Below are 19,669 nucleotides of genomic sequence, written 5' to 3' on the forward strand. Positions count from 1 at the left end.
CAGGAAGTCAGTACCGATCGGTCTGCACGCCGCGGTGCCTCGCTCCGACACGCCCTGCTGCGATATGGCGTGCATAGCGTCGCCTATGGCAATATGTTGGCAACTGCGATTCATTCGTAGGATACGGATAGCGAGTGATTTTTCGTTCCTATCCGGTCCCTTCCCTATGTCGGCTCCATTCCTCGACGCGGCACCGATGTTATACGGGAAAGCCGTAATCCGTAGCGATAGTTTTCGATAATGGCACGCCCGGAATATCGAATTGCCTTTTCGAACGCAAGCGATGGCCAGTGTCATCGGCCTACGTGGGTCCCGGACGCGGTAGGGCTTGTGTTGCAGCGGTATCCGCGATCAACCCGGTCCACCGGACAAGCGGACACTGGTCGAGGACGAGAACCGGGGCGGTGCCGGACGGTCGCCGCCGAGGCTTGGTGGACCAGCCCGTCAACAGCCAACTCTGGAACACCTTGGCGACGGAAATGATCAGCATGTCAGCCATGGTGCGCATCGGCCATGGTGCAATGAGTAATACGCGCAAGGGATCTCGGCCCTCGATCAGGATTCGCCGACCGCATCCGATACATGCGGCAATAATTCTCCGGACAATGCTTCGCCGAAATCGGCGAGGTGTATCACGGGACGTCCCGCGCCGGTCGATGTGCCGGTTCGATGGTCACCGCGAACGAACCACGAGCATGGGCACCTCTACCGAGTGCAGCAGCGCATTGCTCGTCGACCCGAGCACCATGCTGGCGAATCCACCTCGACCGTGGGTGCCGACCACCACCAGCTGCGCGTTCGCCGACTGATCGAGCAGGGATCGCGCTGGACGGTCGGCGGTGAGGATGCGCCGCACGGCGACGTCCGGATAGCGATCGGCCCAGCCCGCGAGGCTCTCGGCCAGCACCGCCTGTGCGGATTCACGCGCGCCGTCCCATCCGCGGACCGGCACGTCCAGTCCGCTGCTGTCGCTCCAGGCGTGCAGCGCGACCACGTCGACTTTCCGCCGAGACGCCTCCTCGAACGCGAGCTCTATGGCGGGGACACTGTTGCTGGTTCCGTCGACGCCGACGAGCACCGGCTGCCGGGCCGATACGGCGTCGATCGCGGAGATGCCATGGATTACCGCGACCGGGCAGTGCGCGTGGTGTGTTGTCGCGGTACTCACCGACCCGAGCAGACCCCGCTGGAAAGCGCCGAGTCCGCGGCTGCCGACCACCAGCATCCGCGCCCGCGCCGACCGCTCGATGAGCAGCGGGATGATCAGTTCGAAGGTCAGCTCGGTGGTGATGACCGGCTCCTCGCCGGGTGCGGCAGTCCGGGCCACGCGCGTGGCCTCGGTGAGGATGCGTTCGCCGTCGCCGCGCAACCGCTCCAAGTCGGACTCCCCCAGTGAGATGCCCGGCCCGAAACGGGTCCGGATCGCCATCGAGGTGACGATGTGCAGCGCGCGGTGATGCAATGCGGCTTCGACGGCCGCCCACGCGACCGCCTGGTATGAGCTGGGTGAGCTGTCCGCGGCCGCGAGGATGGGAAAGTTGGCTGAGTGCGAGGCGGTTTCGGTGACATTCATGGCATGTCCTCTCTGCTGCGCTCGGCTTCGAGCATCGCGCTTCGTGCGGGTGACCGGCAGAGACGAAGGTCATTCAGCGGATGGGCCGTCGGCCCCCGCGTTCCGGTCCGCGTGGTAGGCCGCGACCGCGGTCGGCAGCGTCGGGTACAGGTGCGTCTCGCCGATCTTCGCCGTCAGCCCCGAAGCGTCCAGGTTGTCGCGTAGATCCTGTTTGACGCGCGCCATCGCGAAGACGATCCCGCGCTCGGACAGTTCGGCCCGGAGTTGTTCGACCGCGTCCAGCGCGGTCAGGTCGACTTCCACGTTCGCTTCGGCGTTGAGCACGAACCACCGCACGGGAGTTTCTCCGCGACGGCTCCATGAGTCCACCGCCGCCAGCGCCCGCCGGCGGAAATCCTCGGCGTTGGCGAAGCACAGCGGGGCATCATAGCGGTAGATCACCAGTCCTGGAACAGGTTTCGCGCTGGGATAGTCGTCGACGTCGTGCATCCCGGCCAGCCCGGGGACGAAGCCGAGTATCGCGTCGTGGGCGCGGGCGATTCTGCGCAGCAGATCGAAGATCGACAGCGCGATGGCGACGAGCACACCGTAGAGCACGCCGAGGCCGAGCACCGCGACGACCGTGCCGAGCGCCAGCACCAGCTCGCTACGCCGAAACCGGGCGATACGCCGGAACTCCGGCAGGTTGATCAGCCGCAGCGCCGCGTAGATGACCAGCGCACCCAGCGCCGCGGTCGGAAAAGCCGCGAGGACGCCGCGGCCTCCGAGCAGCACCGCGAGCACACCGCCGAGCGTGACGAGTGAGTACAGCTGGGTGCGAGCGCCCATGGCGTCGGCGATCGTCGTTCTGCTGCCGGAACAGCTCACGGGGAATCCGTGCAGCAGCCCGGCAGCGAGGTTGGTCGCGCCGAGTGCCGCCAGTTCGGTGTTCGCTTCCACGCGGTATCCATGGCGGGCCGCGAACGCGCGGGCGATCAAGACGTTGTCGGAGAAGCCCACCACCGCGATACCGACAGCGGGGAGGATCAGCGCCGCGACGTCGTTCAGGGCGACCGGGCTCAGCCCCGGCGCCGGAATCCCGGCGGGAATCGCGCCGACCACCCGGATGCCGAAGCGGTCCAACGAGAAGACCGCCACCACCGCGGTCGCAAGCAATACCGCGATCAGTGGGCCCGGTGCCCGCGGAGCACGCCGAGCCAGCACCAAGAGACCCGTCAGCACCGCCGCCGCGAGCCAGACGGTGGGCCCATGCCAGTGGTCCAGGTTCTGAATGAAGGACCGCAGTTCCGCGAGCCTCGATTCGCCGTCGACCGGCACCCCGGTCACCGCCTCGAGCTGGCTCACGATCATGATCCCGGCAGTACCCGCCAGGTACCCGACCAGGACCGGTTTCGACAGCAGATCCGCCAGCACACCCAACCGGGCGGCCGCACCGGCCAGACACAACGCGCCGACCAGCAGCGCGAGCACCGCCGCCAGTGCGGCGTACCGACCGGGGTCGCCCAGCGCGAGCGGAGCCAGCGCGACGGCGGTGAGCAGCGCGGTGGTCGACTCCGGTCCTACCGAGAGCTGTCGCGATGTCGCCAGCAGGGTGTAGACAGCCAGCGGGCCCAACGTCGCCCACAATCCCGCCACCGGCGGCAGTCCCGCGACCGTCGCGTAGGCCATGACCTGCGGGACGAGGTACGCGGCCACGGTGACACCGGCGAGCAGGTCCGACCGCAGCCATGCCCGCTGGTAACCCTCGAATTGCCGGATTCCCGGGAGCGAACGTGCCAGCACCGTTCCAGCATCGCCTACCGGCCGCCGCGAAGGCGGCCGAACTCGGACTCGGCCCGGCAATGGGCAGCACGGCGACGGGGGCGAAGGTCCCACGGCACGCGTCGGTTGGGCCCTGTGCGCTCGCTTCCCGCCGCCGTAGCGTCGTAATCCTCCGGTTTCACAGCGCACCGCGCGGAGGAGAAAAGGTCATGCGCGCACGAGTCGGCGACGAATCGATGGTCGGCAAACCGCCCTCATCGCGGAAGCCGTCGCGCACTGACCGGTCATGGTCGCCCACGAGGACCAACAGAAAGCGGAAACACATGTCCCCCAAGAACAATCCCCCCGTCCTCGTCGGCGTCGACGGCTCGCTGACCGCGCTCGCCGCCGCGCGCTGGGCCGCTGCCTATGCGGCCAACCGTCGCGCACCGCTGCACATCGTCTACGCGATCGGCGCCCCGATCGACTTCGGACCCGGCATCGGGGTCCCCCAGTTCGACTACGACAGGTACCGGCAGGAAGGACGAGACGCGCTCGACGCCGCGCGCGAATCCGCCGTGGCGACCAGCGCCCCGGTCGGCGAGCTGGACATCACTACCGATCTGGTGGAGGCGCCACCGATTCCGGTCCTGCGCGACCGATCCAAGACCGCACGCCTGCTCGTCATCGGCACCCACGGGCTCGGCGTCTTCAACCGCAGCATCCTGGGCTCGGTCGGCACGGCGCTGGCCCGGCACGCCGTATGTCCGGTCACGGTTGTCCCGGAGAAGGCCGATGGCTTCGACGGACCGGTGGTCGTCGGCGTCGACGGCTCGCGGTGCAGCGCCGACGCCATCGGGATCGCCTTCGACGAGGCCGCGCACCGCGGCGCCGAGCTGGTCGCGGTGCACACCTGGTCGGAGTTCTTCCGCTACATCTCGCGCGCCGAAATGCGGGAAGAGGCCGAGGAATTGCTCTCCCAGAGCCTGGCCGGGTACGGCGAGAGGTATCCGGAGGTGCGGGTGCGGCGCGTCGTCGTCGAAGATCGCCCCGCCAAGCGACTGCTCGACGAGGGCGAGAATGCGCAACTGATCGTCGTCGGCAGCCACGGGCGTGGCGGTTTCGCCGGGATGACCCTCGGCTCGGTCAGCCAGGCCGTGCTGCACGGGGCGAAAGTACCGGTGATCATCGCCAGGTCGGCGACCTGACGATCGAGTTCCGGCCGTGGCCGGACCCACCCGAGGCCGTCCACCCTCGCGCGCTCGCCATCGACCAGCGGCGCACCGACCGGCTGCCCTTGGACGAACCGGAGGGGTTCGCCGACATCCTGCCCCGGATACGCATGCTCAGCTCACCCCATGAGGTCGAACTCGATGTGCTCGACGAAAGCGCCCGGCCACGCGGCTCGAAGACCGCGCGCGGCTGGTGGTGCTCAGCACCGACGGCGACTCGGTCACCCGCTGGCTGCATACCGGCGAGGCACTGTCAGCCGTACTGCTGGAATGCACCGCGGCCGGACTGGCGACCTGCGCGCTGACCCATATCACCGAACTTCCGACCGGCCGCACACTGCTCACCGGCCTGATCCCCCGCCCGGCCACGCCGCAAGTGGTGATCCGCGTCGGAACCGCGCCCGAGGACAGCGAGATGATCCCACCCACCCCTCGCTGACCACTCACGGATATTCTCACCGTCGTCGACCACCACTGAGGCGAGACCGGGGTCAGTACCCCGCATCACGGCGGCGGAATCCGGCGAGACCTACCGCCAGGCCCGCCGCCGCTATCGCGATGATCACGAGAATCGGTGCGGCGGTGAGGGTTTCGAACGGCATCCGCGGAGTATGCGTGAACGGAGACGCATCGTCGAACCAGTTGGGTAGATCGAAGGCGGTCGCGAACAGCACGGCGACGGCACAGTAGGCGAAGGCCGCCCAAGCCAATGGGACGGCCGCCCTGGGCAACCAGCCGAGTGCGAGCGCCGCGACCGCGACAACCAGCCAGACCGCGGGCGCATACCCGAGTGCCACGCCGGTCATCCGGAGTGGCTGGACGGCATCCGCGACCGTCAACCCGTACGCCAGTCCGATGCCGAAACCTCCGACAGCCAGCACGAACGCACCGCCGAGTACGGCGACCGCAACGTGGCTCGCGAGCCAGGAGTAGCGGCTGACCGGTGCGGCCAGGACGGGTTCGGCCCGGCCCGCGGTCTCCTCCCCGCGGGCGCGCAGCACGCTGGTGACACCGAACGCGGAAGCGAGCAGCGCGACGATCGAGACCGTGAGTGCCAGATACGAATCCACCGCGTCGGCCACGCCGCCGGGCAGGTACGCGGCGATTTCCGGATTGTCGGCGAGAAAGTCCTCGATGCTGTCGGCGAAGGAGCCATATGCCGCGCCGAGGGCGAAAACGCCGATGGCCCAACCGCACAGGGAGCCCCGCTGTAGCCGCCAAGCCAGGCCAAGCGGTGAACTCAGCGCCCACGACGCCGTCGCCCGTCCGGTCGCGTACGGAAGCAGTCCGGCGCCGAAGTCCCGCCTTTCGAGGAGGGCGAACGCGACGGCGGTGAGCGCGAGGGTCGCGGCGGCGAACAGCAGCAGGGTCCACCAGCGATCGCCCGTGTACGGGTAGCTGCGCTGACCCCATCCGATGGGCGACGTCCACGACGCGGCACCGCTGCCGACGTCGCCGATAGCCCGGGCCACGTACGCCGCCGCGAGTGCCAAACCCACGGCTCCATAGACGCTGCGCGGATTCTCGAAGATCTGCGCGGCGACCGCGGTGAGGGCGGCGAAGCTGATACCGACTCCCCCGGTGACGAGTCCGAGCAGCAGCGAACCGCCGACCGGAAGTCCGGTGCCGACCGCGGCAGCGAAGACCACCAGAACGACGGCGACATCGGCGAGACCGGCCAGCGCCAACGCCGCGACCGCCGGAGCCCGGCGTCCCACACGCGCCGAACGCAGCAGTTCGGCCCGCCCGGTTTCCTCGTCGGAGCGAGTATGCCGACCGATCAGGAACATGTTCATCAGCGCGACCACGACCGCCAGATAGGCGAAGATCTCGAATACGATCTCGCCGCCGATGGTGTCCAGCAGCTGGGTCGGCCCGCCCATGGCAATGGCTGCCGCGTTGGCGCTCATCGTCTCGCGGATCTGCGCGAGTTTCTGCGGGGTGTCATAGAAGCGCTGACTTCCCAGGGATTGGAACGCCAGCAACGCGGCGGTGCCGAGCAGCCAGCACGGCAGCGTGAATCGCTCGCGCCGCAGCGCGAACCGCAGCAGAGTTCCCGCACCGGCCGTGATCTGACGCGACATCGAGGAGGCACTCACCGTCTCTCCTCGACCGCCGGGACCGGGGTGCCGTAGTGGCGCAGGAAGATGTCCTCCAGGGTCGGCGGTGTACTGGTGAGGCTGCGGACGCCGAGATCGGCCAGTATGCGCATGACGGCGTCGAAGTGCGCGGCGTCGACGTCGAACCTGGCGCGTGTGCCCGTGCGGACCAGATCGTGCACACCCGGCACCGAATCCAGATCAATAGGGGGCCGGACGGTTTCGGCGGTGATCGTGGTGCGCGTCAGATGCCGCAGCTGCGACAGGGTGCCGCTTTCCACGGTGCGTCCGTGCCGGATGATGCTCACCCGGTCGCACAGCGCCTCCACCTCGGCGAGAATGTGGCTGGACAGCAGCACGGTCCGGCCCTCGTTCTTCGATTCCGCGATACAGCGCTGGAATTCGGCTTCCTTCAGCGGATCGAGGCCGACGGTCGGCTCGTCGAGCAGCAGCAGTTCCGCGTCCGAGGCCAATGCCGCGACGAGCGCGACCTTCTGTCGGTTGCCCTTCGAGTAGGCCCGTGCCTTCTGGCGCGGGTCGAGATCGAATCTCTCCAGCAACTCGTCACGGCGCCGCCGATTGATGCCGCCGCGCAACCGCCCCATCAAGTCGATGACCTCGCCACCGGTGATCCCGGGCCAGAGCAGGACCTCACCGGGCACATACGCCAACCGAGCGTGCAATGCGACCGCATCCGACCACGGATCGCCGCCGAGCATGCGCACCGTCCCGGAGTCCGCGCGCAGCAGCCCCAGCAGGACCCGGATCGTCGTCGTCTTGCCCGACCCGTTCGGACCCAGAAACCCGTGTATCTCCCCGGTGCGCACGGTCAGATCCAGGCCGTCGAGCGCCCTCGTAGCGCCGAAGGATTTCGTCAAACCGGCGATGGAAATCGCGGAGTCGCTCATCGGGGCGTCCTTCCTGCCCGTAGTATCCACGGATATTCCGGCCATATGCAGGGTTATCTGTCCGGTGAAGAGCTGGTCGAGCACCTGGGGTGGGGCGGCGACGGTGGTATCGGGTCGGCGGTTGGTTGCGCAGGGGCGCACGGCGACCTGGCCGCGCTCGGCGATGATGTCGCAGCCGTCGTGCGGGTCACCGGGGCGCGCAGTAGGCGACGATGATCCGGGGCTGCGCGTCAGGGCAACTGGAGGGTGTGCTCATCGTGGGCAATAGCCTGCGCCAGCCGTTCGCGCGACAGTGTGTGCGGGCCGCATTCGCAGGAGGCGGGTAGGCCGTCGTCGACGATCGCGGCGGCCGCCAGTAGGTCGACATATCGCGTGCCACGGCCGTGGGCGCCGTGCCCGGTGTCGACGAAGTCGCGATCACCGTGGGCATGTGGACCGACCACCGACCGGTACACCGCACCGGCGGACGTATCGAAGACGGTCGCCACATGATGACCGCGCCCACACCGCACCTGGAGGAGCACCTGCTCGGTAGGTTGCGCCAGCGCATCCAGGGCCTGTTCGGCGATGCGCCGCTGTTCGGGCGCCGAAAGCCTCGAGTTTTCGGTCATGAGATCAGGATCGTCGGCGCCGGCACCCACCGACAGGGCCGAAATCACCCATTCTCGTGACGATCGGCCCCATTCCGATTTCTTCTGCCGCCTCGCGGGCGGAGTTTCCCGGATCAGACTGCCTGACAAACGGGACACACGATTCGCATTACCGGGTGCTGTCGGGTTCCCGGCAGTGTTCGGCAATCGCGGCGCGCGCCGCGCGTTCCAGGCCGATGGCCGCATCCCACCCGTCTCCGGCAGGGAGGATCGCTTCGCCGACGACGAAGTGGATGGCACCGCGGCGGATGATCGCGCCATGGTCGGGCCACATCATCGCGCGGGTGCCCGAGATCGCGACCGGCACGACCGGAAGACCCTCCTTCGCGGCGATCATGAACGCCCCCATGTGGAACGGCCGCAGGCCCGGCACCGGCGAGAGGCCGCCCTCCGGGAACACCACCAGGCATTCGCCCAACCGTGCCGCTTCCATCAGGTGCTGGGTGTCGGCCACGCCGTGTTCGCGCTCGGTCCGCTCGACGAATCGAGTACCGACCCGCCGCAGCAAGAAGCCGACCAGCGGCATGCGTTCGAATACTTCACCGGCCACGAAAGTGAACCGGCCGGGAAGGATCGAGGACAACGCGATGCCGTCGAGGAGGCTGGCGTGGTTGGCGACCACGACGCAGACGCTCAGCCGCGCGAGCCGCTCGGCTCGGTCCACGGTGACGGGGGTTCCGGTGAGCCGGGCGAGGCTGCGGGTGGCCGCGCGCACGACGGCTCGCCGTGCGCCGAGACCGGGCAGCGCTGCCACGACGATCAGTGTCGGCAGACCCACCGCGACGAGGACCGACCAGCACCACAGGGCGAACGCCCCGGTTGCGGCGAGCTTACGCGCGCGTCGCAGGCCGGGGATCGCGCCCCTCGCCGTGAACCGCGCCAGCTGCCACCACACGGGCCGAGGACGAGCGCGCAGATCGCCCCGCTCGTAGCGTTCCCGGGTGGCTGCGCGCCGGAGCTTGCCGCTGGAGGTTTTCGGCACCGTCCCCGGAGGCGCGAGCACAACGTCGTCCGGAGGTGTTCCGAGCAGGTCGACGCTGACCCCGATGATCCGTTCCCGAAGTCGGGCCAGGGGGGCAGCCGCGGTCTGGCGCGTCTCGGCGAACACCACCAGCCGCTCGGTGCCGCCGGTGGGCTCGGATGTCGCGAAGACGGCAACGCACCCCTTGCGGATTTCCGGGATATCGCCCACGGCCCGTTCGAGCTCCTCCGGGTGCAGATTGCGGCCTGCCCGGATAATGAGATCCTTGATCCGGCCGGTCACATAGAGCTCTCCGTCGTCGAGATAGCCGAGATCACCAGTGTCGAACCAGCCGTGCCGCAACAGCGTCTTGGTTGCCCCCGGATTGCGGAAGTATCCCGCGGTGGCCGAGGGGCCGCAGAACTCGATCCGGCCCTCACGCCGGTCGCCGAGCACATTTCCCGCTGAGTCGACCAGGCGGATCCGGTGACCGGGGATCGTCCGGCCACAGCCGACAAAGCTGAGCGGATCCGGGTCGTCCTCAGCGGCCCGCGTCGCCTTGCCCGTACGCAGGAAGCGGTTGCGGTCGACTCGGTCCACGATCGGCCCTCGGCCGACAGGCGGCAGAGTCAGGCCGACGCACGCCTCGGCCAGTCCATAGACCGGAGCCTGGGCCTCGCGGTGCAGCCCATAGGCGGAGAAGCGCTCGGCGAACCTGGTCACGGTGTCCGCGCTCACCGGTTCGGCGCCGTTGAAGAGAATCCGCAGCGACCCGAGGTCGAGCCCATCGAGTTCCTCGTCGGCGATCTTCCGCAGACACAGTTCGTAGGCGAAGTTCGGGGCCGCGGACACCGTGCCGCGGTGGGCGTGGATGGCCCAAAGCCATTGCGACGGCCGGGCAAGGAAGTCCAGGGGCGACATCACGGCCAGCGGCACCCCGAAGTACAGGCAGGACAACCAAGCGCCGATCAAACCCATGTCGTGGTAAAGGGGAAGCCAGCTGACGAACACGTCCGAGGCGGCGACCTCGGCTGCCTCGCCCATCGCCCGGATATTGGACAGCAGGTTCGCGTGGGTCAGGGTCACCCCCTTGGGGTCGCCGGTGCTACCGGAGGTGTACTGCACCAGAGCGATGTCGCCCGCCCCGCGGACCGAGCCTTCCGCTTCCCCGTACCCGGCCAATTCTTCCGGGGTCAGGACGTGGCGTACCGACTCCACCTGGCCGCGCACCAGCCGCGCCAAGCGCGCGGCTTGCGGATCGGTGACCAGCACGCAAGCCTGCGCGTTGCCGAGGATGTGCACCTGACGTCGCAGATGCTCGGCGAGCTGCGACGGACGTGATGGCGGGTAGACGGGCACCGGGACGCCACCGGCCAGGAGCACACCGAGGAAAGTGGTGAAGTAGGCCCGGCCCGTGGGCAGCATGATGGCTACCCGGTCACCGGGGAGCAACTCGCGGGCGAGCAAGGCAGCGGACACCGTCGCGGCGGCGGACCGCACCTCGCCGTAGCTGACCTCCTCCTGTCGCCCGTCTCTTGTTCCTCCGGAGAGTATTCGCAGGTGCGTGCGATGGGCGTGGGTACGGGCATGCCAGGACAGCACCTCGGAGAGGGTGGCGGTTGCGTCCGGGGCCCGGTCGATCGGCGGTGGTACGGCGTGCCCTATGGGCGTGGACTGCCGACGGCTCCGCGCAGGCGCGCCGCGCACGGCGGTCAGAAGATCACGCGGCGTCGTCACGGTGCCGAGAACGCCGCGTTCCAGGCTCACCCCGAACGCATGCTCGGTACGGTCGAGCAACTCGGTGATGCCGAGACTGTCCAGCCCGAGATCGCGCTCCAACTCGCTGTCGAGCATCGCGCGTGCGGCGCGGTCCACGGTGTGCCGCTCGGCCACGAGATCCCGGACAACGGCCAGCAGTAGGTCCTCGTCCTCTTCACCGGTAGCCATGCCCGTTACATCCTGCGTCGTGACAGCGTCGACCACCGGCCCGTGCGGTGGTCCTCAGATCTGAGTGTGCGCGTCCCCGCCCGGCGCCGCCAGCTCATGCCGCCTCGAGGGAGGCAGTGCTACAGCTTGTACCCGATTCGGCGCAATAGCTGCCTGCGGTCTTCCTGGTCGTCCTGGCTCTCCACACCCATCGGCACGGTCCCGTCGACGACGCCGACTATGCCCCTTCCCAGCTCCGTCTCGGCGATCAGCACCTCGACCTGATTGGCGGTGGCACAGAAGATTCCGCACACCTCCGGGACCTGCCGTATCGCATTGAGCACATTGACCGGGTATCCCTCGCGCAGGAACACGATGAACGAGTGTCCCGCGCCGACCGCGACGGCGTTCTTCGTGGCGAGCTCGACCAGATCATCGTCGTTGCCGGAGCGACGGACCAGCCGCGGCCCGGATGCCTCGCAGAACGCCAGCCCGAAGCGCAGATGCGGACCGATCCCCACCAGTGCCTCGTGCAGGTCTTCCACGGTCTTGATGAAGTGGGACTGCCCGATGATCACGTTGAGATCGTCCGGTTTGTCGATGCGCACCGCAGTCAACTCCATCCGAACATCGTGCGACTGGGCGCGTCGCGTCCGTCAGGGCAATTGGTCCCAGTGGCACGGGATCTTCGGCTCTGGCGGCGACCGGCGGCTGCTCGCACCCGGCACGGCGGTAATGCCCACCATCGCGGGACCTTCGCCCCTGTGCAGTGGCAACCGGCGCGGCGCACGCTCATCACACGAGACCGAGGAGGCTTCGATGGAGTACCGGGTGGCCCTGGTGGAGTCGGCACCCGAGACGGTGCTGCGGGTGCCACGGGAGATTCGTCCGAACCCGAATCTGCTCGGGGAGGACATCGTCGACGGAATGCGGGAACTGACCGAGATCGCCCAACGCGCCGGATTGACCGCCAGCGGCGCGCCGACGATCACGTTTCACCAAGAGCTGCCCGCCACCGAGGCGATCGCGGTGGATTTCGGCGTACCGGTGGAACCAGCGCCCAAGCTCGGCCCGAGTTCCGGCGCGGAAGTGATCGTGGTTCCGGGAACGCTCGTCGCCCGGACCTGCCACCGCGGCAGCTACCGCGATCTCGGCGCGGCCTATACGGCGTTGCGGGAATGGCTGCACAACTCCGGCTATCGGACGACCGGCCCGCCGACCGAGGCGTACTTGATCGGTCCCGACGAGGTGACCGATCCGCGGATGCTGCTGACGGAGATCCGTTTGCCGGTGGCTCCCGCACCGGCCATCGCCATACATCTCGACGCGCCGTTCGACGTCGCCGTGCGCCGAACCCGAGACGCCCTGCGGCATCACGGGCTCAGCGTGATCGCTGATGTCGACGTTCAGGCAACACTGCGCGAGCAGATCGGCGAGCAGATCGAGAACTACCTGCTCCTCGGTGTCTGCGATCCCCGGCTCACCTATCGCGCGCTGACCGCCGACCGCCAGGCTGCGCTGCTGCTGTCCTGCACCGTGGTGGTGCGTTCCGTCGACACCGGCACGCTGGTCGAGGCCACCGATCCCGATCTGCTGGTGCGCGTGACCACGCAGCCGGCGTTGCGCCCGGTCGCCGTCGATGCGCGTCGGTTACTCACCGCCACGCTGGAGAGCCTCCGTGATTCGGCGCAGGCATCGGCGTGACCGACCTCGCTCCCACCAAACCGGTGCTCAGCGGATTCGCGCGGCGCGACCAGCGGTGACGATGGTCCCACCGGCACGGGCACGAGGCCTCTCACCCGACCGGACGGACGCGAGCAAGCTCTTCGATATGCCGTACAGGCCATGGATCTCCTACCCGCCGCCGTCGACTACGTGCGCTCCCACCGCGACGAACTCACCGGCCGCGACGTCTGGTTGTTCAGCGTCGCGCTCGGTCCGGCACTCGGCGGCTGGACGGAAACCATCGCCCGGAGTCAGCGGCTGCCGATGCCACCCTCCATCTCGACTCATCCGTGAAAGGCGAACCCATGAGCTATCACCGTGATCCCCTCGCCCCTGCGGTCCACACCGCACACGAGTGGCTGCGCGCTGTCGCCGACGGACTCGGCACCGAAGACCGCCCCTTCGCGCACCGGGCCTTGCGCGCCTGGCTGCACTCGGTGCGTGACCGCATCGGCGTCAGTGCGGCCGCGCACCTGAGCGCCCAGCTGCCCGAACTGTTGCGCGGGATCTTCTATGAGGGCTGGGTTCCCGCTCACGTCCCCGTCCGGCACGATGTGCAGTCGTTCCTCAGCCAGTTCGCCGCGGAGGCAGGCGTTTCGCGCGACGAGGCCGTCGCACTCGCCGGCGCGGTCACCGACTCGCTCAGCGATCTGTTCTCCCCTGGGCAACTCGACCACGTGTTCGCGCTGCTGCCCGAGAATCTGCGATCCATCCTGCGCGGTTCCGACCTGGCCAGCACGTTGACGGCGGCCGCTGTCACTCAACCGGAGCCGTCTCGCTTCGACGACTTCGACAACCGGCTGCGGGCGCTGTCCGACGCCGTGGCGGCGCTGGTTCGCGGCCTCGAGGAACCGCTCGGCGGCGAGGCGCACAACGCCGCGCGGGTCTCCGCGGCCCAGCAGGCCCACCGGATCCTGCTCGCCGAAGGGCTGACCGGCTCCGCCGCATCCACACGCTGAGATCGGGCCGAGTCGCGGTCGGTGTTCACTTTCTGGCTGCCTCGGGCCGGGGCAGCCGCCGTACCTCGGCGTGTTCGCGTAGCCGCTGGATCTCGCGGCCGATTCCGTCGGCGATCACGGCGATATCGGGCGCGGTGTCGTAGTCTCCGGTGATGCCGAACGTGAGGCGGTCCGCGTAACTGAGGATCGCGATCGCGGTGCGCACCCGCATGGCGATCGGCACGGCCGGTAGCAACTCCAGGACCTTCCGCCCGCTGATGGTGAGTTCGTGGCGTGGGCCGGGCACGTTGGTCGCGAGCGCGCCGACACTTCGCTGGGGAAAGCGCGCCATCAGCCGAATGCCCCAAGCCATGGGTGCGAAGGGCAACCGCCCCGCCAGCTCGAGCATCGAACTCTCGGCCCGTGCCTCACCTCGCGACTTGTGCTTCGTCATCCGGGCGCGAATAACGTCCAGGCGCTCGACCGGATCGGCCACATTGACCGGCAGGAACGGCAGCATCGCCGAAACGCGGTTGTCGAGCGTGTATTTCCCCTCCGTCGACCGCATCGACACCGGAACGAGAATGCGCAACTTGTCGGGGGTCGGCCGCTCGTTCCGGCTGAGCAAAAGGTCACGGTACGCGGCGGCGACGGCAGCCAAGACGACATCGTTGACGGTGGCGCCGAACGCCCTGCCGATCTCCCGGACCTCCGGCAGCGCGGCCCGTGCGACAACGTACCGGCGCTGCCGTCCGATGGGGCCGTTGAGGGAGCACTGAGCGGTCGGCGAAACCGCGGCCACAGCCAAGGGAGCCAGGCTGCGCGCCACGCCGATGAGGTACCGCGGCACGATAACCGGCAGTCGTATGCCCTGGCGAGCGACGTCCAGCCACTCCATCGCGGTACGGACCCGGGACTCGGGCGCGGCCTCGTCGGTCTCCGGCGCGACCGGATCGCAGAGATTCTGGAAGACAGAGATGCCCGACACGCCGTCGACCAGGCTGTGATGTGCTTTGACGATCAGCGCCCACCGGTCCCCGGCGAGGTGTTCGACCACGACGCACTGCCACAGCGGGTGATCACGGTCGAGCCGCTCCTCCAGTTCGGTGGCGACGAGTTCGCACAGCGCCGACTCGTCGCCGGGTGCGGGTAGCGCGGTCCATCTGATGTGGTGGGCGAGATCGAAATTCGGGTCGTTCTCCCACACCGGCGTGGCCAGGTCGAGCGGCGCCCGGCGCACCTTCTGCCGGAGGCGGACGTTCTGTTTCACGCCCCTTGCGAGTACGCCGATGAGCTCGTCTCTAGTCGGTGGCGCACCGGAAATGAGCGCCACCGCGCCGATCCCGAGACTGATATGACGGTCGGCGTCCTCCAGTTCGATGAAGCCCGAATCGAGGGGTCGTAGTTCTGTCATGGTGCGTGCTCCGGATGCGTCACTACGTGTCCTTGCCGATCGGCCTGCTCATTCGCCGCCACTCGGACTCCCAGGCCGCGCTGCGGATCCGGCCCAGCAGCCAGCTCGTAGTGAGCATGAGAGCTATTGCGGCACAACATATCCCGGCCAGCGTGGCCAAGCCGGTCAGTATTCCGGACCACGCCGCGTCGGAAGAAGGCCGCGGCGGCGCGGTCACTCTTTCGTCCGGGCCGAGCCAAACCGTGACACGGCTGCCGAGTTCGGTCGTACCGGGAACCTCCACGGTCGCGCTGTGTTCGCGGCCGCCGCGGGTCCAGTGCACGGGTGCTTCACGCTGCTCCTGGATGCCCTCGTATCGGGCCGCCGTCACCCTCCGCACCGGTTCGCCCGCTACGGTGGCCGTCATCGCGACTTTCTCCGCGTTCTCGGTGCGGATCCGCTCGACCGCGGACGTGTAACCGGCCGTCCCGGCCGCGCCCGCCACCGGGACGGCGAGCAGTACCACGGCCGCGGCCAGCAGTCGCACGAGTGCCTCCCACCGGTCCGAGGCGCGCATCAGAGGATTGCCGCTCCATGGCCGCGATCGCCATAGACGGACCACGGCCGACGGATACTGCGACACCTCGATCACCTCTTTCGAGCACCCGCGTCGGAGACGGCCGCGTCCAGCGGATGCAGCACTTCGTCGAGTGGGCGGCGCGGAGTGGCGGGCACGGGGCCCGCCCCTTCTTCCGCCCATCCGATCCGGACGACGATGTGCGGGTAACCACTGTCGCCGAGAACATTCGTCCGGATCCGGTTTCTGGTGCCGGTCAACTCCAGCGGCTCCGTCAATGGGCACGTGGCCAGACCGAGTGTCGTGGCGGTCAGCAACACCGCGCTGGCCGCCTCGCCTGCCCGCAATCGCGACAGACGATCATCTCCGGGCGTACTGAGTACGATCAGGCGGTCGGCGGCGTCGACATCGCCGATAACCGTCTGCGGCAGTCCCGGATTCGAGAACGGCCGCACGGCCGGATCGGCGGCCAGCAGCACGGCGCTCCGCCCGGGTGCGCTGTGCCTGCCGCTCCACTGGGCGAGTTCCAGGCCGTAGGAGAAGTCGCGGGTATGTTCCCAGGCCGCCTGCTCGAATGCCCGCAGCAACTGGGTTCGAGCCGGTTCGGCATCGATGCAACGCGCGTGGACTCCGTGCCCGGCACCGGCGGCGACGGTCTCCACGTAGGCGACGGGCACCGGCCGGGCGGCGTAACGCCGGCGATCGGTGTGTCGCCGGTGGATGGCTCCTGCCATCCGAACCGCTTCGGGAGTGGTGGTGGCGGCATGGAATTCGACGACAGCCAGATGCCGCGGCTCGGCCGGATCCGGCAGCCGATGGATTACGGTCTCCCACCCGAGTCCGCGCGCCGCGACCCGCAGATGGTGCAGTGCCGCCCCACAACTCAGCAGCAGATCGCGACCGTCCGGGTCGGTGTGCGGCAGCCATCGGCTCTCGTCGGCATAGAGATGCACGGTGCGGTCACCGATTCGCCACAACCATGGCTGGGTGTTGTGCACCGATGGCGCCCGCACCGCCGAAGCCAGCGCGGAGTGAAGCGTGTCGCGGTCGGGATGTGCACGCGACATCACGGGCGCGTTGAACTGAGCCACGATATGCACCTCCCAGCTGACTGCACCGGCTTGGTCCTGCATTCAGCATCGCGCGATGCGGCGGCGCAGATAGCAGTCGAAGGTCACCGAATGCGGGGCCCTCCGGCCACGGAACGGCCCACACGGACCGGCCGGCCGTCGCGCACCGCCACGAAACGCCGAGGATGCCGGTCGCTGATGTGACGAGCGGTCGTCCGGAAGGGGACCTTGGTCCTTACCCAGAGGGCCACTGCCCTGCGTAATCTCGACCCCACCACTTCTTCCCGGATTGGACACCACGATGATCACGGTGTTTCTGGTCGACGACCACGAAATAGTCCGCCGCGGCCTGGTCGATCTGCTCTCGGCGGACCCGGAGCTGTCGGTCGTCGGCGAGGCGGGCGATGTTGCGCAGGCCCTCGCACGCATCCCGGCGCTGCGGCCGGACGTCGCCGTCCTCGACGTGCGCCTGCCGGACGGCAACGGCATCGAACTCTGCCGCGACCTGCTGTCCAAACTCGACGATCTGCGGTGCCTGATCCTCACCTCGTTCACCGACGAACAAGCCATGCTCGACGCCATCCTCGCGGGCGCCAGCGGCTACGTGGTCAAGGACATCAAAGGCATGGAGCTGGCGAAGGCCATCAAGGAAGTCGGAGCAGGACGCTCCCTGCTCGACAACCGCGCCGCCGCCGCCCTGATGCAACGGCTGCGCGCGAACACCCAGCACGACGGCCCCTTGGCCGGACTCACCGAGCAGGAGCGCAAACTGCTCGACCTCCTCGGTGAGGGACTGACCAACCGGCAGATCGCCCAGCGCATGTTCCTGGCGGAGAAAACGGTCAAGAACTACGTCTCCCGGCTGCTGGCCAAGCTCGGTCTGGAACGGCGCACCCAAGCGGCCGTCTACGCGTCGAAACTCCGCTCGCGGTCATCCGGGTCCACCGCCGATTTCTGATCTTCGCCGCACCCACCGAGCGGTCCGTCGCGCGGCAAGCGAGCCCGCGTCCGAATTGCCGAGCGTTCACTTCGAGCAGTGCGTGAAATAATCTTGCTCTATGGCCACCTGCCATGCGCAGTCCGGGACTCGGAGCGGTCGACATGACCGATGACGCGCTGACCGATACCTACTCGGTGCGCGACACGCTGTCGCAGCTACGGCTCCGGGAACTGCTGGCCGAAGTCAAGGATCGCATCGAGCAGATCATCGACGCCCGCGATCGGATGGACGGCCTGATCGAGGCGATGCTGTCGGTCACCTCCGGCCTCGATCTCGATCGCACCCTGCGCACGATCGTGCACACGGCCACCTCACTCGTCGATGCCCGCTACGGCGCGCTCGGCATCCGGGGCCACGACCAGCAACTCACCCAGTTCATCTACGAAGGCATCGATGAACCGACCAGGAAACGGATCGGTGATCTCCCCCAGGGCCACGGTGTGCTCGGGCTGCTGTTCAGCCAGCCCAAACCGATCCGCCTGGACAACCTCGCAGACCATCCGTCCTCGGTCGGGTTCCCGGGGCACCATCCGCCGATGCGCACCTTTCTCGGCGTCCCCGTCCGCATTCGCGACCAGGTCTTCGGCAACCTGTACCTGACGGAAAAGGCCAACGGCCAGCCGTTCACCGAGGACGACGAGGTCATCGTGCGAGCGTTGGCGGCGGCGGCAGGTATCGCCATCGACAACGCGCACCTCTACGAATCCGCGCGCACCCGGCAGGCCTGGATCGAGGCCACTCGCGACATCACGACCGAATTCCTCGCGGGCACCGCGTCCGACCAGGTCTTGGCGCATCTCGTCGACGCGACCCGCCGGCTCACCCGCTCGGAGCGGGCGTTTCTCGCTGTCGTCCCGGACCCCGAGAGCGGGTCGGACGACATCACCGAACTCCTGATCACGCACGCCGCCGGCACCGAGGACCGCCAGCGGCCGGTGAAGCTGCCCTCCGGAGACGCCACGATCGGCGAGGCGTTCCGGCTGCGTGCGCCACAGCGCCTGGACGACTCACGCCGCGCCGATCTCGGCAAGATCTTCCCGGACGCGGGGCCGGCGCTTGTCCTGCCCATGCAGACATCCGACTCCACCGTCGGTGTGCTGGTAGCGCTGCGTTCGGTGGAGTCGGCGCCGTACGACGACGAGACTCTCGCATTGACCGCCGCCTTCACCAACCAGGCGGCGCTGGCGATGCAATTGGCCGACGCGCAACGACGCATGCGTGAACTGGACATTCTGTCCGACCGCGACCGCATCGCCCGGGACCTGCACGACCACGTCATCCAGCGGCTGTTCGCCGTCGGCCTCAACCTCCAGGGCACCGTGCCCCGGTCACGCGTGCCGGAAGTGCGGGAACGGCTTACCGAGGCGATCAACGACCTGCAGGAGGTCGTCCAGGAGATCCGGACCTCGATCTTCGACCTGCACGGCGGCAACGGCCACAGCGCGCGAGTCCGGCAGCGTATCGAGGAGGCGATCCGGCAGCAGACTGCCGCCAGCGCGATCCGCACCTCCGTCCACATCGCCGGCCCGCTGTCGGTGATCGAACCCGAACTGGCCGACCACGCGGAAGCCGTGGTGCGCGAGGCGGTCAGCAACGCCGTCCGGCACTCCGGCGCCCAGTCGGTCTCGGTCGAAATCGCGGTCGCCGATGACCTGACCATCCTCGTCGAGGACGACGGATGCGGAATGCCGGAGAAGGTCACCCCCAGCGGTTTGACGAACCTGGCCCGGCGCGCCGAGGAGTCGGACGGTACCTTCACGATCGGCTCCGGCACCGGCCCGGAGGGAAACACGGCCGGGACTCGGCTGTGCTGGAAGGTCCCCCTGCGCTGAGCATCGGCTCGGCGACCACTGGGCAACACACTCGTTCGCCCGCGC

General features: G+C 68.4%; 18 protein-coding genes. 8 read left to right on the forward strand and 10 right to left on the reverse strand.

The genetic code is table 11. From position 1 onward, the window contains the following. Nucleotides 1–673: 673 nt before the first annotated feature. Together ACWPXK_RS18325 and ACWPXK_RS18330 are read right to left on the reverse strand one after the other, a co-directional pair. Nucleotides 674–1,573 (reverse strand): universal stress protein, encoded by a 900-nt coding sequence (locus tag ACWPXK_RS18325; protein ID WP_454197346.1) that lies wholly within the window; start codon nt 1,571–1,573, stop codon nt 674–676. A gap of 69 nt (nt 1,574–1,642) precedes the next feature. Further along, on the reverse strand, nt 1,643–3,355 hold the full coding sequence (locus ACWPXK_RS18330) for a SulP family inorganic anion transporter (protein WP_454197347.1): 1,713 nt from the start codon (nt 3,353–3,355) through the stop codon (nt 1,643–1,645). 302 nt (nt 3,356–3,657) lie between these two features. Between ACWPXK_RS18330 and ACWPXK_RS18335 the strand changes: the two genes are divergently transcribed. After that, nucleotides 3,658–4,521 (forward strand): universal stress protein, encoded by an 864-nt coding sequence (locus tag ACWPXK_RS18335; protein ID WP_454197348.1) that lies wholly within the window; start codon nt 3,658–3,660, stop codon nt 4,519–4,521. Nucleotides 4,522–4,738: 217 nt separating this feature from the next. Further along, on the forward strand, nt 4,739–4,984 hold the full coding sequence (locus ACWPXK_RS18340; protein WP_454197349.1) for a hypothetical protein: 246 nt from the start codon (nt 4,739–4,741) through the stop codon (nt 4,982–4,984). A 52-nt stretch (nt 4,985–5,036) separates the two neighbouring features. Here the strand turns inward: ACWPXK_RS18340 and ACWPXK_RS18345 are convergent, their stop codons facing one another. After that, entirely contained in the window at nt 5,037–6,644 is a 1,608-nt protein-coding gene (locus tag ACWPXK_RS18345) for an ABC transporter permease (protein ID WP_454197350.1), read from the reverse strand. After that, on the reverse strand, nt 6,641–7,552 hold the full coding sequence (locus ACWPXK_RS18350; RefSeq protein WP_454197351.1) for an ABC transporter ATP-binding protein: 912 nt from the start codon (nt 7,550–7,552) through the stop codon (nt 6,641–6,643). Before ACWPXK_RS18350 ends, ACWPXK_RS18345 begins: the two co-directional genes overlap by 4 nt. Before the next feature lie 45 nt (nt 7,553–7,597). Between ACWPXK_RS18350 and ACWPXK_RS18355 the strand changes: the two genes are divergently transcribed. Further along, complete coding sequence (locus ACWPXK_RS18355; protein ID WP_454197352.1) at nt 7,598–7,768, forward strand: hypothetical protein; 171 nt, start codon at nt 7,598–7,600, stop codon at nt 7,766–7,768. A 14-nt stretch (nt 7,769–7,782) separates the two neighbouring features. Here ACWPXK_RS18355 and ACWPXK_RS18360 read toward each other — a convergent pair whose 3' ends face one another. The 3 genes from ACWPXK_RS18360 to ACWPXK_RS18370 form a co-directional block, all read right to left on the reverse strand. Then, nucleotides 7,783–8,163 carry a hypothetical protein gene (locus ACWPXK_RS18360; protein WP_454197353.1) on the reverse strand — a complete coding sequence of 127 codons (381 nt, stop codon included), beginning with the start codon at nt 8,161–8,163 and terminating at the stop codon, nt 7,783–7,785. A 148-nt stretch (nt 8,164–8,311) separates the two neighbouring features. Then, nucleotides 8,312–11,110, reverse strand: a complete 2,799-nt coding sequence (locus ACWPXK_RS18365) for an AMP-binding protein (RefSeq protein ID WP_454197354.1) — start codon at nt 11,108–11,110, stop codon at nt 8,312–8,314. A gap of 119 nt (nt 11,111–11,229) precedes the next feature. Further along, nucleotides 11,230–11,712 carry an adenosine-specific kinase gene (locus ACWPXK_RS18370; protein WP_454197355.1) on the reverse strand — a complete coding sequence of 161 codons (483 nt, stop codon included), beginning with the start codon at nt 11,710–11,712 and terminating at the stop codon, nt 11,230–11,232. Nucleotides 11,713–11,908: 196 nt separating this feature from the next. On the opposite strand from ACWPXK_RS18370, the gene ACWPXK_RS18375 reads away from it, so the two are divergent. From ACWPXK_RS18375 to ACWPXK_RS18385, 3 genes are all read left to right on the forward strand, one after another. Further along, nucleotides 11,909–12,793 (forward strand): DUF302 domain-containing protein, encoded by an 885-nt coding sequence (locus ACWPXK_RS18375; protein ID WP_454197356.1) that lies wholly within the window; start codon nt 11,909–11,911, stop codon nt 12,791–12,793. Between the two features lie 141 nt (nt 12,794–12,934). Further along, nucleotides 12,935–13,108, forward strand: a complete 174-nt coding sequence (locus tag ACWPXK_RS18380) for a hypothetical protein (RefSeq protein ID WP_454197357.1) — start codon at nt 12,935–12,937, stop codon at nt 13,106–13,108. Between the two features lie 11 nt (nt 13,109–13,119). Then, on the forward strand, nt 13,120–13,773 hold the full coding sequence (locus ACWPXK_RS18385) for a DUF2267 domain-containing protein (protein ID WP_364336432.1): 654 nt from the start codon (nt 13,120–13,122) through the stop codon (nt 13,771–13,773). Between the two features lie 25 nt (nt 13,774–13,798). On the opposite strand, the gene ACWPXK_RS18390 is transcribed toward ACWPXK_RS18385, so the two are convergent. The 3 genes from ACWPXK_RS18390 to ACWPXK_RS18400 are packed head-to-tail and all read right to left on the reverse strand — an operon-like array spanning nt 13,799 to nt 16,813. After that, nucleotides 13,799–15,166: a wax ester/triacylglycerol synthase family O-acyltransferase gene (locus tag ACWPXK_RS18390; RefSeq protein ID WP_454197358.1), complete on the reverse strand. Its 1,368-nt coding sequence runs from the start codon at nt 15,164–15,166 to the stop codon at nt 13,799–13,801. 22 nt (nt 15,167–15,188) lie between these two features. Then, nucleotides 15,189–15,905 carry an Rv1733c family protein gene (locus tag ACWPXK_RS18395; RefSeq protein ID WP_454197359.1) on the reverse strand — a complete coding sequence of 239 codons (717 nt, stop codon included), beginning with the start codon at nt 15,903–15,905 and terminating at the stop codon, nt 15,189–15,191. Then, nucleotides 15,794–16,813 (reverse strand): Acg family FMN-binding oxidoreductase, encoded by a 1,020-nt coding sequence (locus tag ACWPXK_RS18400; protein WP_454197360.1) that lies wholly within the window; start codon nt 16,811–16,813, stop codon nt 15,794–15,796. Before ACWPXK_RS18400 ends, ACWPXK_RS18395 begins: the two co-directional genes overlap by 112 nt. Nucleotides 16,814–17,093: 280 nt before the next feature. On the opposite strand from ACWPXK_RS18400, the gene ACWPXK_RS18405 reads away from it, so the two are divergent. Both ACWPXK_RS18405 and ACWPXK_RS18410 read left to right on the forward strand, forming a co-directional pair. Continuing rightward, on the forward strand, nt 17,094–17,750 hold the full coding sequence (locus tag ACWPXK_RS18405; protein WP_454197361.1) for a response regulator: 657 nt from the start codon (nt 17,094–17,096) through the stop codon (nt 17,748–17,750). 143 nt (nt 17,751–17,893) lie between these two features. Then, nucleotides 17,894–19,624, forward strand: coding sequence for a sensor histidine kinase (locus tag ACWPXK_RS18410; RefSeq protein WP_454197362.1), 1,731 nt, complete (start codon nt 17,894–17,896; stop codon nt 19,622–19,624). Nucleotides 19,625–19,669: the final 45 nt, after the last annotated feature.

The sequence above is a fragment of the Nocardia sp. Marseille-Q1738 genome (assembly GCF_965283145.1).